Annotated in this window: 12 protein-coding genes; 3 read left to right on the plus strand and 9 right to left on the minus strand. The window is 71.7% G+C overall.

Annotated features, from left to right (window positions below; translation table 11 throughout):
- The gene (locus tag VKN16_12095) at nt 1-732 is read left to right on the plus strand and encodes a tetratricopeptide repeat protein (protein HME94948.1); all 732 of its coding nucleotides are present in this window, start codon (nt 1-3) and stop codon (nt 730-732) included.
- 27 nt (nt 733-759) lie between these two features.
- On the opposite strand, the gene VKN16_12100 is transcribed toward VKN16_12095, so the two are convergent.
- The 4 genes from VKN16_12100 to VKN16_12115 form a co-directional block, all read right to left on the minus strand.
- The gene (locus VKN16_12100; GenBank protein HME94949.1) at nt 760-3081 is read right to left on the minus strand and encodes a xanthine dehydrogenase family protein molybdopterin-binding subunit; all 2322 of its coding nucleotides are present in this window, start codon (nt 3079-3081) and stop codon (nt 760-762) included.
- Between the two features lie 96 nt (nt 3082-3177).
- Nucleotides 3178-4698 carry a tripartite tricarboxylate transporter permease gene (locus tag VKN16_12105; GenBank protein HME94950.1) on the minus strand — a complete coding sequence of 507 codons (1521 nt, stop codon included), beginning with the start codon at nt 4696-4698 and terminating at the stop codon, nt 3178-3180.
- Between the two features lie 3 nt (nt 4699-4701).
- Entirely contained in the window at nt 4702-5142 is a 441-nt protein-coding gene (locus tag VKN16_12110) for a tripartite tricarboxylate transporter TctB family protein (protein HME94951.1), read from the minus strand.
- 25 nt (nt 5143-5167) lie between these two features.
- Nucleotides 5168-6151, minus strand: coding sequence for a tripartite tricarboxylate transporter substrate binding protein (locus tag VKN16_12115; GenBank protein ID HME94952.1), 984 nt, complete (start codon nt 6149-6151; stop codon nt 5168-5170).
- Nucleotides 6152-6295: 144 nt separating this feature from the next.
- On the opposite strand from VKN16_12115, the gene VKN16_12120 reads away from it, so the two are divergent.
- Nucleotides 6296-7060, plus strand: coding sequence for a RidA family protein (locus VKN16_12120; protein HME94953.1), 765 nt, complete (start codon nt 6296-6298; stop codon nt 7058-7060).
- Between the two features lie 170 nt (nt 7061-7230).
- Here the strand turns inward: VKN16_12120 and VKN16_12125 are convergent, their stop codons facing one another.
- Entirely contained in the window at nt 7231-8763 is a 1533-nt protein-coding gene (locus tag VKN16_12125) for an AAA family ATPase (protein HME94954.1), read from the minus strand.
- The gene (locus VKN16_12130; GenBank protein HME94955.1) at nt 8748-12332 is read right to left on the minus strand and encodes a proline dehydrogenase family protein; all 3585 of its coding nucleotides are present in this window, start codon (nt 12330-12332) and stop codon (nt 8748-8750) included. Before VKN16_12130 ends, VKN16_12125 begins: the two co-directional genes overlap by 16 nt.
- 66 nt (nt 12333-12398) lie before the next feature.
- Here VKN16_12130 and VKN16_12135 point away from each other — a divergent pair, with 66 nt between their 5' ends.
- Nucleotides 12399-13418, plus strand: a complete 1020-nt coding sequence (locus VKN16_12135) for an alcohol dehydrogenase catalytic domain-containing protein (protein HME94956.1) — start codon at nt 12399-12401, stop codon at nt 13416-13418.
- Nucleotides 13419-13477: 59 nt separating this feature from the next.
- Here the strand turns inward: VKN16_12135 and VKN16_12140 are convergent, their stop codons facing one another.
- The 3 genes from VKN16_12140 to VKN16_12150 form a co-directional block, all read right to left on the minus strand.
- Nucleotides 13478-13891, minus strand: a complete 414-nt coding sequence (locus tag VKN16_12140) for a MaoC family dehydratase (protein ID HME94957.1) — start codon at nt 13889-13891, stop codon at nt 13478-13480.
- A complete protein-coding gene (locus VKN16_12145) occupies nt 13878-14321 on the minus strand; it encodes a MaoC family dehydratase (protein HME94958.1) in 444 nt (147 codons plus the stop codon). The genes VKN16_12140 and VKN16_12145 overlap by 14 nt, the downstream gene beginning before the upstream one ends.
- A gap of 144 nt (nt 14322-14465) precedes the next feature.
- Nucleotides 14466-15416, minus strand: a complete 951-nt coding sequence (locus tag VKN16_12150; protein ID HME94959.1) for an LLM class flavin-dependent oxidoreductase — start codon at nt 15414-15416, stop codon at nt 14466-14468.
- Nucleotides 15417-15452: the final 36 nt, after the last annotated feature.

A 15452-nucleotide genomic window follows, 5' to 3' on the forward strand; every position in this document is an offset into this window, starting at 1 on the left:
ATGAGCCGATCGAACGCTTGCGCGCTGCTCGTCCTTCTTGCGGTGGTCGTCGGGTGCCAGTCTCCATCACCGCCGTCCCGGCCGAGCTCCGCCAAAGATACGGCGGGGCTGGCGGCACAGGCCCTCGCGGAGGGTCGCCATGCCGACGCGGCCCGGCTGTACCGAGAGGCGCTCGGCGAGGAGCCCGGCAACATGGCACTCCACTACGGGCTGGCCGTGACCAGCACCTACCTGGATCAGCGGGATGACGCGATCCGGGAATTCAGGTGGGTCTTTCAGTATGGGCCTCCGAACGCAGCGGAGGTAGAGGCATCTCGACGCTGGCTCAGTCGGGCCGGGGCCCTTCCCCTGGTGACCTATGCCGCGGCAATTCAGGATCGGCCGGAGAAGGAGCGCACCCCGGGCAACGCCAGCCTCGAGGGGCGGGCCGTGTTCGCGGAGAACGGGAAACCGCCACAGCCGATGCGCCGGGAGCAGCTCTTCCTGGTTGGGCAGCCGAACAGTCCGACCCAACGGGAACGCTACAATCTGAGGACCGACGAGAACGGTGCCTTCAAGTTCCCCGATGTCGTCCCCGGCCCTTACAAGCTCACCAACCGGGTGGCCGGCACGCCGACTTGGCGCATGCGGGTCGAGCTCAAGGCCAGCGAGGTGAAGGTGCTCGACCTCAACCCGTCCAACAGCGCAACCCTGCAGGACGACTTCCCAGAACCAGCGGCCGAGACGAAGTAGCTCGATCGGGTTCCGTCCAGCTCGCCTCTAGCCTCGACTCCGTTGCCGCGCCGCCGCCACCAGGGCGTGGATGTCCGCGCGCGTCACCGGCACCCGCTCGATGGGATCGCAGCCGAACGGGGCCAGCGCGTCCTCGATGGCCTGGGCGATCAGCGGGTGCACCGGCATGATGCCGCCTTCGCCGGCGCCCTTCGCCCCGAGCGGGTTCAACGGCGTGGGCGACTCCAGATGACGCAGCTCGAAGACCGGCGGCGCGTCGGCCGCGGTGGCCAGCACGTAGTCCATCAGCGTCGCGGTCAGGCGCTGGCCGCCCTCGTCGTAGGCCAGCTGCACGTTGAGCGCGTCGGGCAGCCCCTGCACCACCGCGCCGTGGATCTGCCCGTCCACGATGCCCGGCTCCAGCACGTGGCCGCAGTCGTGCGCCACGATCCAGCGCAGGATCGACACCGCGCCGGTGTCGGGATCCACCTCCAGCACCACCGCGTGGGTGCCGTTGGCGAAGCTCGACTGCGAGACCGCGAAGACCTGCGTGTCCTCGAGGCCGGCCGCCTCGCCGGGCACCCCACCGGCATGGGCGGCCGCGGCCACGTCGGCCCAGGTCAGCGCGCGACTGGGCAGCCCGCGCACCGAGAACGTGCCCTCGGCGACGACCACGTCCGCCGGGGCCGCCTCGAGCAGGTGCGCGGCGACGCGGCGGGCTCGCTCGAGCACCGCACGCGAGGCGAGCAGCGCCGCGCTGCCGCCGATGGCCGCGGTCCGGCTGCCGTAGGTGCCGCCGCCGGTGGCGACCAACGCGGTGTCGCCGGTCAGCACCTCGATCGCGTCGGGATCGACGCCGAGCTGACGCCCCACGAGCCGCGCGAACATCGTGGCGTGCCCCTGCCCCTGCGGCGCCGCACCGCTGATGACGGTCACCGTGCCGTCGGCACCGACGCGCACCACCGCGCTCTCGTTGGGCACGGTGGCGGTGGCCTCGACGTAGTTGACCACGCCGACGCCGAGGTAGCGGCCCTGCGCCCGTAGCCGCGCCTGCTCGCGCCGCGCCGCCGCGTGATCCAGGGCCTCGAGGGCCAGGGCCATGCAGCGGGGATAGTCGCCGCTGTCGTAGTCCACCGGGCCGCGACCCGCGGTGGTGAGGCCGGTCGCGTAGGGGTGCCGGTCCGGCGGGATCAGGTTCCGGCGACGCAGCTCGACCGGATCCATCCGGAGCGCCCGGGCCAGCGCATCCATCGCCCGCTCGATCACCCCGGTGCCGTACGGCCGCCCAGCGCCGCGGTAGGCGCCGACCGGCGTGGTGGTGGTGACCACGCCGCGGAAGCGCAGGTCGAGATTCGGGATCACGTACGAGCCGACCGAATGGATCATCGCGTTCTGTGGCAGGTTCAGGCCGGAGATCGTGTAGGCGCCCATCTCGTGGAGGAAGTCGTCGCGCAGGGCGAGCAGGCGTCCGTCGCGGGTGGCCGCGATCTCCACGTCGTGGACCTGGTCGCGCTCCACGCAGGCCACCAGGGTGTGCTCGCGCCGCGTCTCGATCCACTTGATCGGCCGGCCCAGGCGGCGCGCGAGCTCGGCCACCACGAGGTACTCGGGGTAGTACATGCCCTTGGTGCCGAAGCCGCCGCCGACGTCGGGCGGGGCGATCACCCGCACCGACTCCTCGGGCAGGCCCAGCTGGCCCGCGAACACGGCGCGGTGGCGATGCACCATCTGGACGGCGCCGCGGACGGTCAGGCGATCACCGCTCCATTCCGCGATGAGGGCGCGTGGCTCGAGCGGATGGGCGCCGCCGCGGGCCAGCCGGATGCGGGTGCGCACTGTGATCGCCGCCCCGCGCAGCGCCGCGTCCACGTCGCCCACCTGCTGGCGCCACTCCGCCACCACGTTGCTGCCGATCGCCTCGTGCAGGATCGGCGCGCCCGGGGCGAGCGCGGCCTCCACATCCACCAGCGCGGGCAGCGGGTCGTACTCGACGCGGATCAGGTCGAGCGCGTCGTAGGCGCGGTACACGTCGTCGGCGATGACCACCGCCACCGGCTCGCCCACGAAGCGCACCCGGTCGCGGGCGAGCGGGCGGATCTTGCAGGGCACGGGCAGCGCGGGGTGCGGCGCGTAGATCGGCATGGGATCGCCCGCCGCCCCGAGGTCGTCGGCCACGAACACGCCGGCCACGCCGGGGGCCCGCCGCGCCGCCGCCACGTCGATCGCGACGACCCGCGCATGCGCGTGCGGGCTGCGCAGCATCGCCGCGTGCAGGCACCCGACCACCCGCAGATCGTCCACGAACTGCCCCATCCCGGTCACCAGCCGCGGGTCCTCCCGCCGCCTCACCACCCCCGCATGCTCAGCCATACGCGCTCCGGGGTCAGGTCTTGCATTACGACATTTCTAGCGCTCACCGACCCGGCGGCGACCAGAAAATGTCGTAATGCAAGACCTGACCCCCGATCAGGTTTCGGTTTCGGCGGCGAGACGGGCCCGCCAGTCCAGGGTGCGGGAGATGAGCGGGCGCAGGGCGAGGACGACGAGCAGCACGCCCACCGCCAGCAGCGTCGCCGAGATCGGGCGCGTCACGAACACCGTGTAGTTGCCGGCCGACATGGCCAGCGACTGGCGTAGCGACAGCTCCATCATCGGGGCCAGCACGAGCCCCAGCACGATCGGCGCGGTCTCGAAGTCGAGCTTGCGCAATACGTAGCCCAGCACGCCGGTGCCCAGCATGATCCACACGTCCACCGCGCTGCTGTTCACCGCGTAGACGCCGAGGATCGAGCACACGAGGATGATCGGGTACATCAGCGGGTACGGCACGCGCAGCAGGTTTACGAAGAGCCCGACCAGCGGCAGGTTCAGGATCAGCAGGATGACGTTGCCCACGTACATCGAGGCGATGAAGCCCCAGAAGAGCCGCGGGTCCTGCTGGATCAGCAACGGCCCCGGCGTCACCCCGTGCACCATCATCGCGGCCAGGAGCAGCGCGGCCACCGGCACGCCGGGCACGCCGAGGGCCAGCATGGGCACGAAGGCGCCCGAGGTGGCCGCGTTGTTGGCCGACTCGGGCCCCGCCACCCCGGCCACCGCCCCCTGGCCGAACTGCTCGGGCCGCGTCGAGAGCTTCCGCTCGATCGCGTAGGACACGAACGTGGAGATGACGTGGGCCGAGCCGGGGATGATGCCGATGAAGAAGCCGATGCCGGTGCCGCGCCAGATCGGCAGGTGCGCCGCGCGCCACTCCTCGCGCGAGGGCAGCAGGTCGCGCAGCTTCGGGCGGATGACTGCTGGCGGGTTCGGTTGCCCGGCGGTCAAGAGAATCTCCGCCAGGCCGAACAAGCCCACCGCCACCGGCACGACGCCGATGCCGTCGCCCAGCTCGGTGATGCCGTAGGCGAAGCGGAAGTAGCTCGACATCTGGTCGATGCCGATCATGCCGAGCAGCAGCCCGAGCGCGGCCATGGCCAGGCCCTTCACCATCGAGCCCGAGTTCATGTAGGCGAGCACGAGGAGCCCGAGCAGCAGCAGCGAGAAGTACTCCGGCGGCCCGAAGCGCAGCGCGAAGGAGGCCAGCGGCGGGGCCAGGAACATCAGGGCGATCACGCTCACCGTGCCCGCCACGTAGGAGCCGACCGCCGCGATGGTCAACGCCGGCCCCGCGCGCCCCTTGCGGGCCATCGCGTACCCGTCGATGCACGTCATCACCGAGGCCGCCTCGCCCGGGATGCGCATGAGGATCGAGGTGGTGGAGCCGCCGTACATGGCTCCGTAGTAGATGCCGGCCAGCATGACCAGCGCGCGCGTCGCGTCGAGCCCGTAGGTGGCGGGCAGCAGCAGGCTGATGCCGGCCAGCGGCCCCACCCCGGGCAGCACGCCGACCAGCGTCCCGACCAGGCAGCCGATGAAGCCGTACCAGAGCACGCCGGGGGCGAGCGCGACCTGGAAGCCCAGGCCCAGGTTCTGCAGCGTCTCGAGCACGGCTCAGATGCCGAAGGGACCGCGGGGCAGCGGCACACGGAGGAGCGTGTCGAACAGGAAGAACGAGCCCCAGGCCATGACCGCGGTGAGCGCGAGGCTGAACGCGAGGCCCTTGCGCTCGACCACGAGCAGCAGGAAGGCCACCACCACCGCGATGGTGATCCGGTACCCGATTCGCTCGAGGCCCCATGCCGCGAAGGCGCACGCCCCGAAGATGGCCATCGCGTGCCGCCACTCGTGCCAGCCGACCTCGGCGAGGCGCCGGGCGCGGCCGCCCATCAGGAACACCACGCCCCCGAGCCCGATCAGGAGGCCGGCCAGCAGCATCGGCATGAAGGCGGGGCCGGGCCGATGCAGCGTACCGAACGGAAAGGCGCGGCTCTCCTCGACGGCCACCAGGCCGACCAGGACGAGGGCCAGGCCCGCGACGCGATCGATCGTCATCGCGCGGCGCGCGCCCCTGCCCGGATCACTCGACCTTGCCGATCTGCTTCACCACCTGGGCCAGGCGCGCCGCGTCCTTGGCCCACCACGGATTGAACTCGTCGGCGTCCATGTAGGCGATGGGGGTCTCGAGCTTCGCGTGCGAGGTGATGACCTCGGGCTCCTTCACCGCCTGCCGGGTGGCCTCGCGCAGGATCTTGATCACGCCCGGCGGCGTGTCCTTCGGCACCACCAGCCCGGCCCACGCAGTGTACTCCACGTCGTAGCCCTGCGACTTGAACGTGGGCACCTCGGGGTACGCGGCCACCGGCCCGGTGCCGGTCTGCGCGAGCAGGCGCAGCTTGCCCGCCTTCACGTGCGCGGCGGCCAGGCTCACCGGCGTCATCACGGCCTGGGCGTGGCCGCCCAGGATCGCGTTCATCATCGGGCCACCGCCGGTGGTCGGCAAGTGGCGCAGCTTGATGCCCGAGGCGAGCATGAACATCTCCATCGGGATGTGCGCGGTGCCGTAGAGGCCGGACGACGTGAAGACGATCTCGTTCGGCCGCTGCTTGGCGTCGTCGACCAGGTCTTTCAACGTCTTCCAGGGCGTGTCGGCCCGCACCACCAGCATCGAGGGATCGGCGTTGATGCGGGCGATGCCGGTGAACTGCTCGCGGGTGTAGTTCTGCGGCCGGCCGAAGAGCTTGTCCACCTCGGGCAGCACCGAGACGCTGACCAGCGCCATCAGCGCGGTGTAGCCGTCGGGCTTGGCGGTGGCCGCGGTCTGGTAGCCGACCGCGCCGGCGGCCCCGGACTTGTTCAGCACCGTCACCGGCTGCTTCAGGATGCGCTCGAGTGCAGCGGCCACCGGCCGCGCGGTGTTGTCGGCGACGCCGCCCGGCGGGAACGCGACGACGATGGTGACCGGCCGCGTGGGATACGGGTCGTCGGCGCGGGCCGAGCCTCCCGCCATGACCACCAGGGCCAGCGCGACGATCAGAGAGATCCGCACGAGCGGTCGCATCATGCTCATCTCCTTTGAGGAGGATGCCGGCGGCTGCGATCCGGGCCGCAGCCTAGCAGCCGGTCCCCGAGGAGGTCAAGACGTGGGCGGCTCGAGCGCTCCGTCCATCCCTCGAGGGCTGGAGGAGCCACGAGGGAAGAAGGTAAGATGGTCGCCATGCTCCGCGACCATCCGACCGGCGGCTACCGCTACATGCCCGGCATCAGCGCGTTCTCCTGCGGCACGGTGGCCGTGGACGGCCACGAGATCGTCCACGTCACCCTGGCGTCCCCCGTGCCCTGGCGCGACGGGTTCGCCCGGATCGATCGGCACCTCACCGAGCAGCGGCGCCCGCGCACGGCGCTCTGCGGTATCGAGCTGCGGAGCCCGACGCCGTTCACCTTCGACGGCTTCGGGCAGTTCAACGACGGCTACCGCGCGCTCCTGGCCGAGTGGAAGATCCTGGTCGGCGACGACAACCCGATCCCCCGCACCAACGTGTGCCCGGTCGCCGCGGCCCCCGCCGAGCCGTCGCTCTACGCGTTCGCCTACACGGTCTCCGGCCACACCCCCGCCCCGACCTTCATCGTCGCCGGGGCGGGCGAGCTGGCCGACCGCGCGCAGGGACCCGAGGGCATCATCCGCCACGGCGACACCTCACCGGGGGCGATGCGGGAGAAGGCGCGCTTCGTGATGGCCACGATGCAGGAGCGACTGCGCACGCTGGGCGGAGACTGGAGCCGCGTCACCGCGATCGACATCTACACCGCGCACCCCATCCACGAATTCCTCGCCGGCGAGATTCTCCGACCCGCAGGCCCTGCGGCGATCCACGGCGTGCGCTGGTATCCGAGCCGGCCGCCCATCCAGGGGCTCGAGTACGAGATGGACCTGCGCGGGGTGGCGCGCGAGCTGGTCCTGCCCACGCGCTAGTTCATCAGGTGCGGGTGACGGACCCAGCACAGATACTCATGCAGGCGCAGTAGGACCCGATAGGTAGAATTGCTGCAGCGTGGACACATCCAGCGCTCCCGGAGTTGTTGCTCGATGTCGTCCGCGGCTTCGCGTCGGTCCACATGCATGAGACGAGCCAACGAGTGATATTATTCAGGATCTGGCAAGCCATTCTCGGGGTCGGCGTCACCGGTCGTGTCGAGGCGGATCACGTTCGGCTCGCCCTCCGGCGACTCGTAGCGGGCGCGGTGCTCGGCCAGTAGCTCCTCGCGGCCGTCCGAGACCTCGCCGCCGGCCCGCCCTCGCTGCCGGAGGCGCTCGGCGAGCACCGCCTCGGGCGCGTCGCACCAGAGCACCGCGGTGGGCACGCCGAGATGCTCGGCCACCGCGCGAGCCTCGTCGCGCTCGGCGGCGCGGGAGAAGCTGCCGTCGAGGATCACCGGCCAGCCCGCCCGGAGCAGGAGCTCCCCCAGCCGCCCGGCCTCTCGGTACGTCCGCTGGCTCATCGCCGCGCCGTAGACGCCCTCGCCGAAGCCGGCGTCGACGCGCTCGCGGAGCGGCACGCCGGCCAGCCGCTTCCGGACCGCGTCGGTCCGGACGACGATCGCGCCGATGCGCGCGGCGGTCCGGCGCGCCACCGTGCTCTTGCCGCTGCCCATCACGCCGGTGGTCAGCATCAGGCGCACGTCACGGTGCGGCCGCACGAAGCGTCCGGCCAGCTCGAACCGCGCCCGCGCCTCCGCCGCCTGCTCGGGGCCATGGAAGCTCAACACCTTGGCGCGCACCCACGCCCGATAGGCGCGGTAGAAATCGAGCAACGGCACCGCTTCGTAGTCGCCGCTCTCGTCGAGATAGGCGTTGAGAAAGCGGGTAGCCAGATCCGGGCGCCCCAGCCGCTCGAGGTCCATGGCCAGGAACGCGATCTCGCTCGAGACGTCGCCGAAGCGGAAGCGATGGTTGAACTCGATGCAGTCGAAGATCTGTAGCGGCTCGACGCAGCAGACGTGCTGCGCCTGCAGATCGCCGTGGCAATCACGGCTGCGGCCGGCCGCCACGCGCGCGGCGAAGCGATCCGCCTCGCCCTTCAGCATCGCGTTCACGTACTCCTTCACCGATCGGCGGATCTCCTCCGGCAGCACGTCCGACTCCAGGGCCTCGGTCTGGGCGAAGTTCTCCTCCCAGTTGCCGCGGATGGTTTCGATGCCGCCGAGCCGGTCGATCTCCCCGCCGGTGTCGGCGGCGTCGTGGAAGCGGGCGACCATGCGGCCGATGTCCTCGAGCAGCTCGGGCGGGGCGGCATTCTCGCCCACCAGCTGGTCGAGCATGCGTTCGGCGGGCAGGCGACGCATGAGCACCGCGACCTCGATCGCCCGCCCCGGGCCGCCGAGCCGCGGGACCGACGGACTGCCGGTGACCGTGATCACGTCGAGGTAGACGTCGGTGGTGAGCCGCCGGTTGAGCCGCACCTCGTCGTGGCAGAAGCGGCGGCGGCGGGCCAGCGTGGTGAAGTCGAGGAAGCCGAGGTTCACCGGCTTCTTGATCTTGTACACGCGCTCGCCGGCCAGGAGCACCCAGGAGATGTGGGTCTCGATCAGCTCGACGCGGCCCACCGGATGCGGATAGACCGCCGGATCGAGCAGGCGCGAGATGAGCCGCGGCGGGCCCGTCACGCGAGCGGCCACGATCCCTCCGCGGGCTCCATCACGGTGCCGTAGCGGTGCACGACGCGGGAGACCGTCTGCTCCCGGAGATAGGCGCGCAGCTCGAGCCGGCCCGCGCCCAGCACCGGCCCATCCCGCACCGTCACGCTCGCGGCGTGGGCGGCGGCCCGCGTCGCCGATGTCAGCGGCGTCAGCGCGCGGAGCCGCTCGATCGTCGCGGAGGCGAGGCGGGTGGCCAGCTCGGCTTCGCTCTCGATCGTTCCGGTCGGATCATCCTCGCCCCCGACCCACGAATCGAGCCGACCGCCGGCCACGCTGATCTCGACGGGCACGCCGCAGGTCCGCGCCGCGACCAGGACCTGCGCGAGCGCCAGCCGACCCGCCGGCGTCGCGATCTCGGCGCGCACGACGATGCGCCGGCAGGCGCGATAGCGGAAGACATTGCGCTCGCCCAGCAGCGGAATCGGCTCGTGCTCGCGCCCGAAGTGATCGCGCCAGGCCGCCGCGTAGCTGGCCGCGCTGGCCCGCAGCATCGCGCGCGATTCCTCGTCGGCCAGGGCGTCGAGACCGCGCGCGAGCCGCGCCTCGACCTCCGGCGACAGCGGGGCGCTCTCGGACGGCCGCGCGTGCGGTCGCCACTGCCCGAGCTGCAGCACGTAATTCGGCCCGCCGGCCTTGGCGCCCGGGCCCACCGACGACGCCTTCCAGCCGCCGAAGGGTTGGCGGCCCACGACGGCGCCGGTGATCGAGCGATTCACGTAGAGATTCCCGGCCTCGATCCGGTCCAGCCAGCGGGCGACCTCGCGATCGTCGAGCGACTGCAGCCCGCTCGTCAGCCCGAACGGCTGGTCGTTGGCCAGAATGATGGCGTCGTCGAGATCGGTCGCCCGCATGAGGCCCAGCACCGGGCCGAAGCACTCGGTGCGATGGAAGAAGGAGCCGCGGCGCACGCCCAGCTTGATGCCCGGCGACCAGAGCGGCGCCTCGCCGTCGAGCCGGCGCGGCTCGAGCAGCCACTCCTCATCCTCGTCCAGGGTCGTGAGCGCGCGGGTCAGCGCCCGGCCGGGCGGCTGGGTGAGCGGGGTGATGCGGCTCGCCGGCTCCCACGCGCTGCCCACCGCGAGGCTCGAGGCCGCGTCACGAAGCTGGCGGCGGAACGTGGCGTCGTCGTAGACCTCGGCCTCGCAGATCGCCAGGCTCGCGGCCGAGCACTTCTGCCCATCGTGGCCGAAGGCGGAGCGCACCAGATCGCGAATCGCCTGGTCGCGGTCGGCCAGCGCGGTGACGATCATCGCGTTCTTGCCGCTGGTCTCCGCGAAGAGCCGCAGGTCGGGCCGCCATTCGAGGAAGCGGCGCGCGGTCTCCACCGAGCCGGTCAGGATCACGCCGTCGATGCGCGGGTCGGTCACCAGGCCGCGGCCCACGTCGTCGTCGGGACACGGCACGAACTGCAGCAGCGCGCGCGGGATGCCGGCCTCCCACAGCGCGGTCGCGAGGTGCCAGCCGACCAGCACCGCCTCGGGCGCGGGCTTGAGTAGCACCGCGTTGCCGGCGGCCAGGGCGGCCAGCACGCCGCCGGCCGGGATCGAGAGCGGGAAGTTCCACGGCGGCGCGACCAGGACCACGCCGAGCGGCTCCATCCGGCAGCCGTCCACCGTGTCCCCCGCGCCGAGCGCGCGCGCGTAGTAGCGGGCGAAGTCGATCGCCTCGGAGACCTCGGGATCCGCCTCGGTCACCGTCTTGGCCGAGTCGACGATCATCGCGCCGATGAGGTCGCCCCGCCGCCGGGCCAGCACGCCCGCGGCGCCGTCGATCAGGCCGCGCCGCTCCGCGGCCGGCCGGGCCGCCCACGCCGCCTGCGCCACCCGCGCGGCATCGAGCGCGCGTCCCACCTGCGCCCGATCCGCCAGCGCGTGCCGGTAGGCCACGCGCTCCGGCCGCGATCGATCGCGCCCTTCGACCTCACCCGCGCCCGCGACCACCTCACCCGCAATCTGTAGCGGCACGATCTCCCCCGCCCGCTCCCGCCAGTCCGCCCGCACCCGCGTCATCCCCTCGCGATTCTCCGCCACCCGCCAGTCCGTATCCGGCGCATTACCGAACGGGGTCAGGTCTTGCAATACGACATTTGTCGTGACGGTCAGGCCTCGCCTCGCGACATTTCGAGACGTCGAGAGCACACCGCCATCCGAAAATGTCGTATTGCAAGACCTGACCCCATCCAGGAAACGCTCGCGCTCGAGGGTCCATTCGGGGGAGCCGGGCTCGAGGCCGAAGACGTGGCGGAGGAAGTTGTCGGGCGCGGTGTTCTCGTCGAGGCGGCGGACGAGGTAGGCGATGGCGCTGTGGAAGTCCTCGGCGCGCACCACGGGGGCGTAGAGCAGCAGGCCGCCGGCCCGCGCCTGCACCGCGCGCGCCTGGTGGTTGGCCATGCCCTCGAGCATCTCGAACTCCGTCCAGGCCTCGACCCCGGCCGCTTCGCGCAGCACCATGGCGTACGCCACGTCGAACAGGTTGTGGCTGGCGATGCCGACATGGACCGCGGCGGCATGCTCGCGCCGGCAGCCGTACTCGATCATGCGCTTGAAGTTCGCGTCGACCTCCCGCTTCGTCGTGTAGGGCGCCTGCGGCCAGCCGTGCAGATCGGCCTCGATGCGCTCCATCGCGAGGTTCGCGCCCTTCACGACGCGCAGCTTGATGGGTGCCCCGCCGCGCTCGCACCGCGCGGTGGCCCACGCGACCAGCGCCCGCTGCACGCCGTGCGACTCGGGCAGATACGCCTGCAGCACGATGCCGGCGGGCAGCGTCAGGAACTCGGGCTCGTCCAGCACCTCGCGGAAGGCGGCGACGGTGATGTCGAGGTCGCGATACTCCTCCATGTCCAGGTTGACGAACTTGGGCGTCACCCGGCCGTCCGGATGCCGATACCGATGGCGCAGCGCCTCGCGATACAGCGCGCGCAGCCGCTCCTTCACCACGTCCACGGTGTGCCGGAACGCGGTCAGGTCGATCTGGCTCGACACCGACGAGATCTTCACCGAGATGTACTCGACGTCGTCGCGCGCCAGCAGCGCCAGGTAGGCGTGGAGCCGCCGCGCCGCCTCGGCTTCCCCCAGGATCGCCTCGCCCAGCTGGTTCAAGTTGAGCCGGATGCCCGCGGCGCGCCGCTCGGCCAGGTAGCGGCGCAGGTCCTCGTCCTCGGCGGGCAGGATCAGCGCCTCGGTCTCGTGGCGGAGCCGCGCCACGATCGGCGGCACCACGAGGCTCGGCAGGTACTGGCCCATGAGCGCGCCGAGCGTGAGGCCGATGCGCTCCCACCACTCCATGAAACGCGGCGCGCCATAACGCTCGAGCAGGTAGTGGAGCTGGTCGGCGATGCGCTCGGGGCGCCGGCTACGGAAGCACTGGTCGGTGAGCGCGATCGTCAGCTCCTTGCCGCGTGGGTCGTCCATGAGCCGCGCGAGGCGCTCGGCGCGCGCCCGCTCCTCGGCGGTCTGTCCGGCCCGCGCCTCGGCCAGCAGCGCCGCGGCCAGCCCGATCGCCCGCTCCGCCGCCTCCATCCGAGCCGCCGTCGTCACCGCCCACGCCATGGCCCCCAGCCTACTCCTTGACCGCACCACCTCGCCTGATACATCCTCGCCGCGGACCCCGCGAGCATGCGCGCCCTCGTCCTGGACACCTTCGACGGCCCCTTCGTGGCCCGCGACGTCCCCACCCCCGCGATCGGCCCGCACGAGACGCTGGTCCGGGTGCGCAACGTCGGCGTCTGCGGGACCGACGTGAAGATCCGCGGCGGACGGATGGGGCTCGGCGTGATCCCGCTGATCATGGGCCACGAGATCGCGGGCGAGGTCGCCGAGGTCGGCAGCGAGGTGCGCGGCTTCGCGCCGGGCGATCGCGTGGTCGTGAACTTCTACGTGACCTGCGGCCGCTGCCAGTTCTGCCGGGTGGGCCGTGACACCCTCTGTCCCGAGGTGCGGCAGCACGGCTTCAGCATCGACGGCGGCTTCGCGGAGTACGTCAAGACTCCCGGCGTCAATCTCTGCAAGGTGCCCGACCACGTCTCGCTGGAGTCGGCGTGCATCCTGGGCGACGCGGTCGCGACGTCATACCACGCGATCACCCGGCGCGCGCAGGTACGGCCGGGCACCACCCTGGCCCTGATCGGCGTGGGCGGCGTGGGCCTGCACGCGCTCCAGATGGCCAAGCTGGCCGGCGGCTGGGTGATCGCGATCGACGTCAACGACGCGCGCCTCGAGATGGCACGGAGCCTCGGCGCCGACGCGCTGGTGGACGCGCGCAGCGGGCCCTTCCACGACACGGTGCGCCGGCTGACCGGCGGCCAGGGGGTGGACGTGGTGCTGGAGCTCGTCGCGAGCCCGCAAACCCTGCCCTCGAGCTACGCGAGCGTGAAGCGGGCCGGGCGGCTGGTCTTCGTCGGCTACACGCCCGGGCTGCCGCTGCCGGTGATGCCGCACGAGCTGGTGCGCAACGAGCTGGAGATCGTCGGCTCGCGCGCCAACACCAAGCAGGAGCTGCAGGAGACGATGGAGCTGGTGGGCCGCGGCCGCATCAAGCCGATCGTGGACCGCGTGATCGCGCTGGACGCGATCGAAGAGGCCTTCACCGCGCTGCGCGAGGGGCGGCCCGTCGGGCGGAACGTGCTGGCGATCTAGAATCGCCCCTCATCTTGCACCGCCCCTCACCCTGCCCTCTCCCCGGGGGAAGAGGGAGCCTACGCGGGGATCAGGCCCGAGGCGGTGCCGACCGCCGTCTTCTCGCCGTGCTGGTTCTCGCACCACACCTCGACGACGACGCGCGTGCGCCCGCCCTCGGGCCGCGTCTCCTTCACCACGCCGCGCACGGTCAGGCGGTCGCCCGCGTACACCGGCTTGATGAAGGCCATCGACAGCGTGCCGCCCCGGACGAAGCCTTCGCCCAGGAGCCGCGTCATCATCTCGGAGGCGAAGGCGGTCGACATCATGCCCTGCGCCAGGGTGGTGCGGAAGCCCTTCTGGTGCGCCCACGCCTCGTCGGTGTGGATCGAGCGCGGCCGCACGCCCGAGTAGACGTCGATCCGCCGCTGCGACATCTCCTTCACGAGCGACGGCAGCTCCTGCCCGACCCCGACCGCATCAGCGACCGGCATGACGGGTGCCCTCCGGGATCAGCATCTGGGTGAACTGCCCGCGCACGAGCGGCGTGCCGTGCTCGTCCTCGGTGACGTACTCGGTGACCATGTACTGCCGCCCGCGGCGCTCGTACTTGTCGACGACGGTCCCACGCGAGCGCACCCGCATGCCCGGCCGCATCGGCTCGAGGAAGTTGAACTCCATCCTGGCGTGCAGCCCGGCGTGCACGATGTACTTGCTGTGGCGCAGGTGGAGCGCCTGGTTGGCCATCAGGGTCGGATGCGCGACCGGGCCCCCGAAGGGCGAGTCTTCGGTGAACCAGGGATGGTGGTCGTCCACCGCGAAGGCATAGGCCTCGATGTCTTCCGGCGTGACCAGGTGCGTGTCGGACACGAACTGCTCGCCCACCGTCAGCGCCTCGTACGTGAGCCTGGGAAATTCGGTCATGCCTGCCTCCTCGAGTGGGCGCCGCGCCCCCTCACCCTGCCCTGTCCCCGAAGGGGAAAGGGTGACTGCGGCCGCCGTCTCCCCCGGGGCAGAGGGTGACCGCCGCCGCCTTCCCCCCGAGGGAGAGGGTGACGCCGCCGCGGGTTACTTGACGTGCGGTAGCACCTCGCGGGTGAAGCGCTCCAGCTGCGCCAGCTGATCGTTGCCGATGAAGCGGATGCACAGGTCGGTCACCCCGACTGCCGCGTAGCGAGCCATCACGTCGAGCACCACCGCCGCCGGGCCGAGCCCCATCGCGCCGCGCTCGTGCACGCCGCCGCCGTAGTAGGTGGCCAGGAAGTCCGTGGTCACGCGCTGGGCGGTGGCCACGTCGTCGTCCAGACGCACGGTGGTGTACACGACCAGCGGGAAGTCCGCGCGAGGCCGCCCATGCCGCGCCAGCGCCTCCCGCGCCCGCTCGCGGATGACCGGGATCTCCTCGAAGTTCACGTAGGTCGTGATGATGCCGTCGCCCAGCCGCCCGAAGCGCTCGAACTGCGCGGGCAGCAGCTCGCCCCGGTTGCCCGCGGTGATCAGGATCGGCGGGCCCTCGCTCCGCCACGGCAACGGGCCGATCGTGTGATCCACCAGGTCCAGATCGGAGCCCTGATGCGTCACCGGCTCGCCGGTCCAGAGCCGGCGCCAGATGTCGATATGCTCCTCGAGCCGGCGCACGCGCGCCTTGTGGTTGGCCCCGCACGCGGCCCATTCGCGCTCGGCGCTCGGCAGGCTCCAGCCGACCCCCAGTCCGAGCAGGAGCCGCCCCTGAGAGATCTGATCGATGTTGGCGATCTGCTGCGCCAGCACCACCGGGTGGCGCAGCGCGGGCAACAGGACCGCCGTGCCGAGACGCACGCGCGTGGTGATCCCGGCCAGATAGGCCAGCGTCGTCACCGCGTCGAGCCGCGGCTTCGCCACGATGCTATCGCCGACCCAGACCGCGTCGTAGCCGGCCTGGTCGGCCCGCCGGGCCATGGTCCAGCAGGTCTCCACGGGCGGCCGCCGGGCCGACTCCATCACCGCGCCGCGGGTCGGGATGAGGACGCCGATACGCATGGGCGGGAGTCTACCGCATCCGGCGGCCGCCGATCC

The organism is Candidatus Methylomirabilota bacterium (assembly GCA_035315345.1).
GTDB lineage: Bacteria > Methylomirabilota > Methylomirabilia > Rokubacteriales > CSP1-6 > CAMLFJ01.

Excerpts from the sequence above, each read along its gene's own strand:
- VKN16_12150 (HME94959.1), bottom strand. The coding sequence starts at position 15,416 with ATGCGTATCGGCGTCCTCATCCCGACCCGCGGCGCGGTGATGGAGTCG.
- VKN16_12120 (HME94953.1), top strand. The coding sequence starts at position 6,296 with ATGGTCGCCATGCTCCGCGACCATCCGACCGGCGGCTACCGCTACATG.
- VKN16_12145 (HME94958.1), bottom strand. The coding sequence starts at position 14,321 with ATGACCGAATTTCCCAGGCTCACGTACGAGGCGCTGACGGTGGGCGAG.
- VKN16_12095 (HME94948.1), top strand. The coding sequence starts at position 1 with ATGAGCCGATCGAACGCTTGCGCGCTGCTCGTCCTTCTTGCGGTGGTC.
- VKN16_12130 (HME94955.1), bottom strand. The coding sequence starts at position 12,332 with ATGGCGTGGGCGGTGACGACGGCGGCTCGGATGGAGGCGGCGGAGCGG.
- VKN16_12140 (HME94957.1), bottom strand. The coding sequence starts at position 13,891 with ATGCCGGTCGCTGATGCGGTCGGGGTCGGGCAGGAGCTGCCGTCGCTC.
- VKN16_12135 (HME94956.1), top strand. The coding sequence starts at position 12,399 with ATGCGCGCCCTCGTCCTGGACACCTTCGACGGCCCCTTCGTGGCCCGC.
- VKN16_12115 (HME94952.1), bottom strand. The coding sequence starts at position 6,151 with ATGATGCGACCGCTCGTGCGGATCTCTCTGATCGTCGCGCTGGCCCTG.
- VKN16_12110 (HME94951.1), bottom strand. The coding sequence starts at position 5,142 with ATGACGATCGATCGCGTCGCGGGCCTGGCCCTCGTCCTGGTCGGCCTG.
- VKN16_12100 (HME94949.1), bottom strand. The coding sequence starts at position 3,081 with ATGGCTGAGCATGCGGGGGTGGTGAGGCGGCGGGAGGACCCGCGGCTG.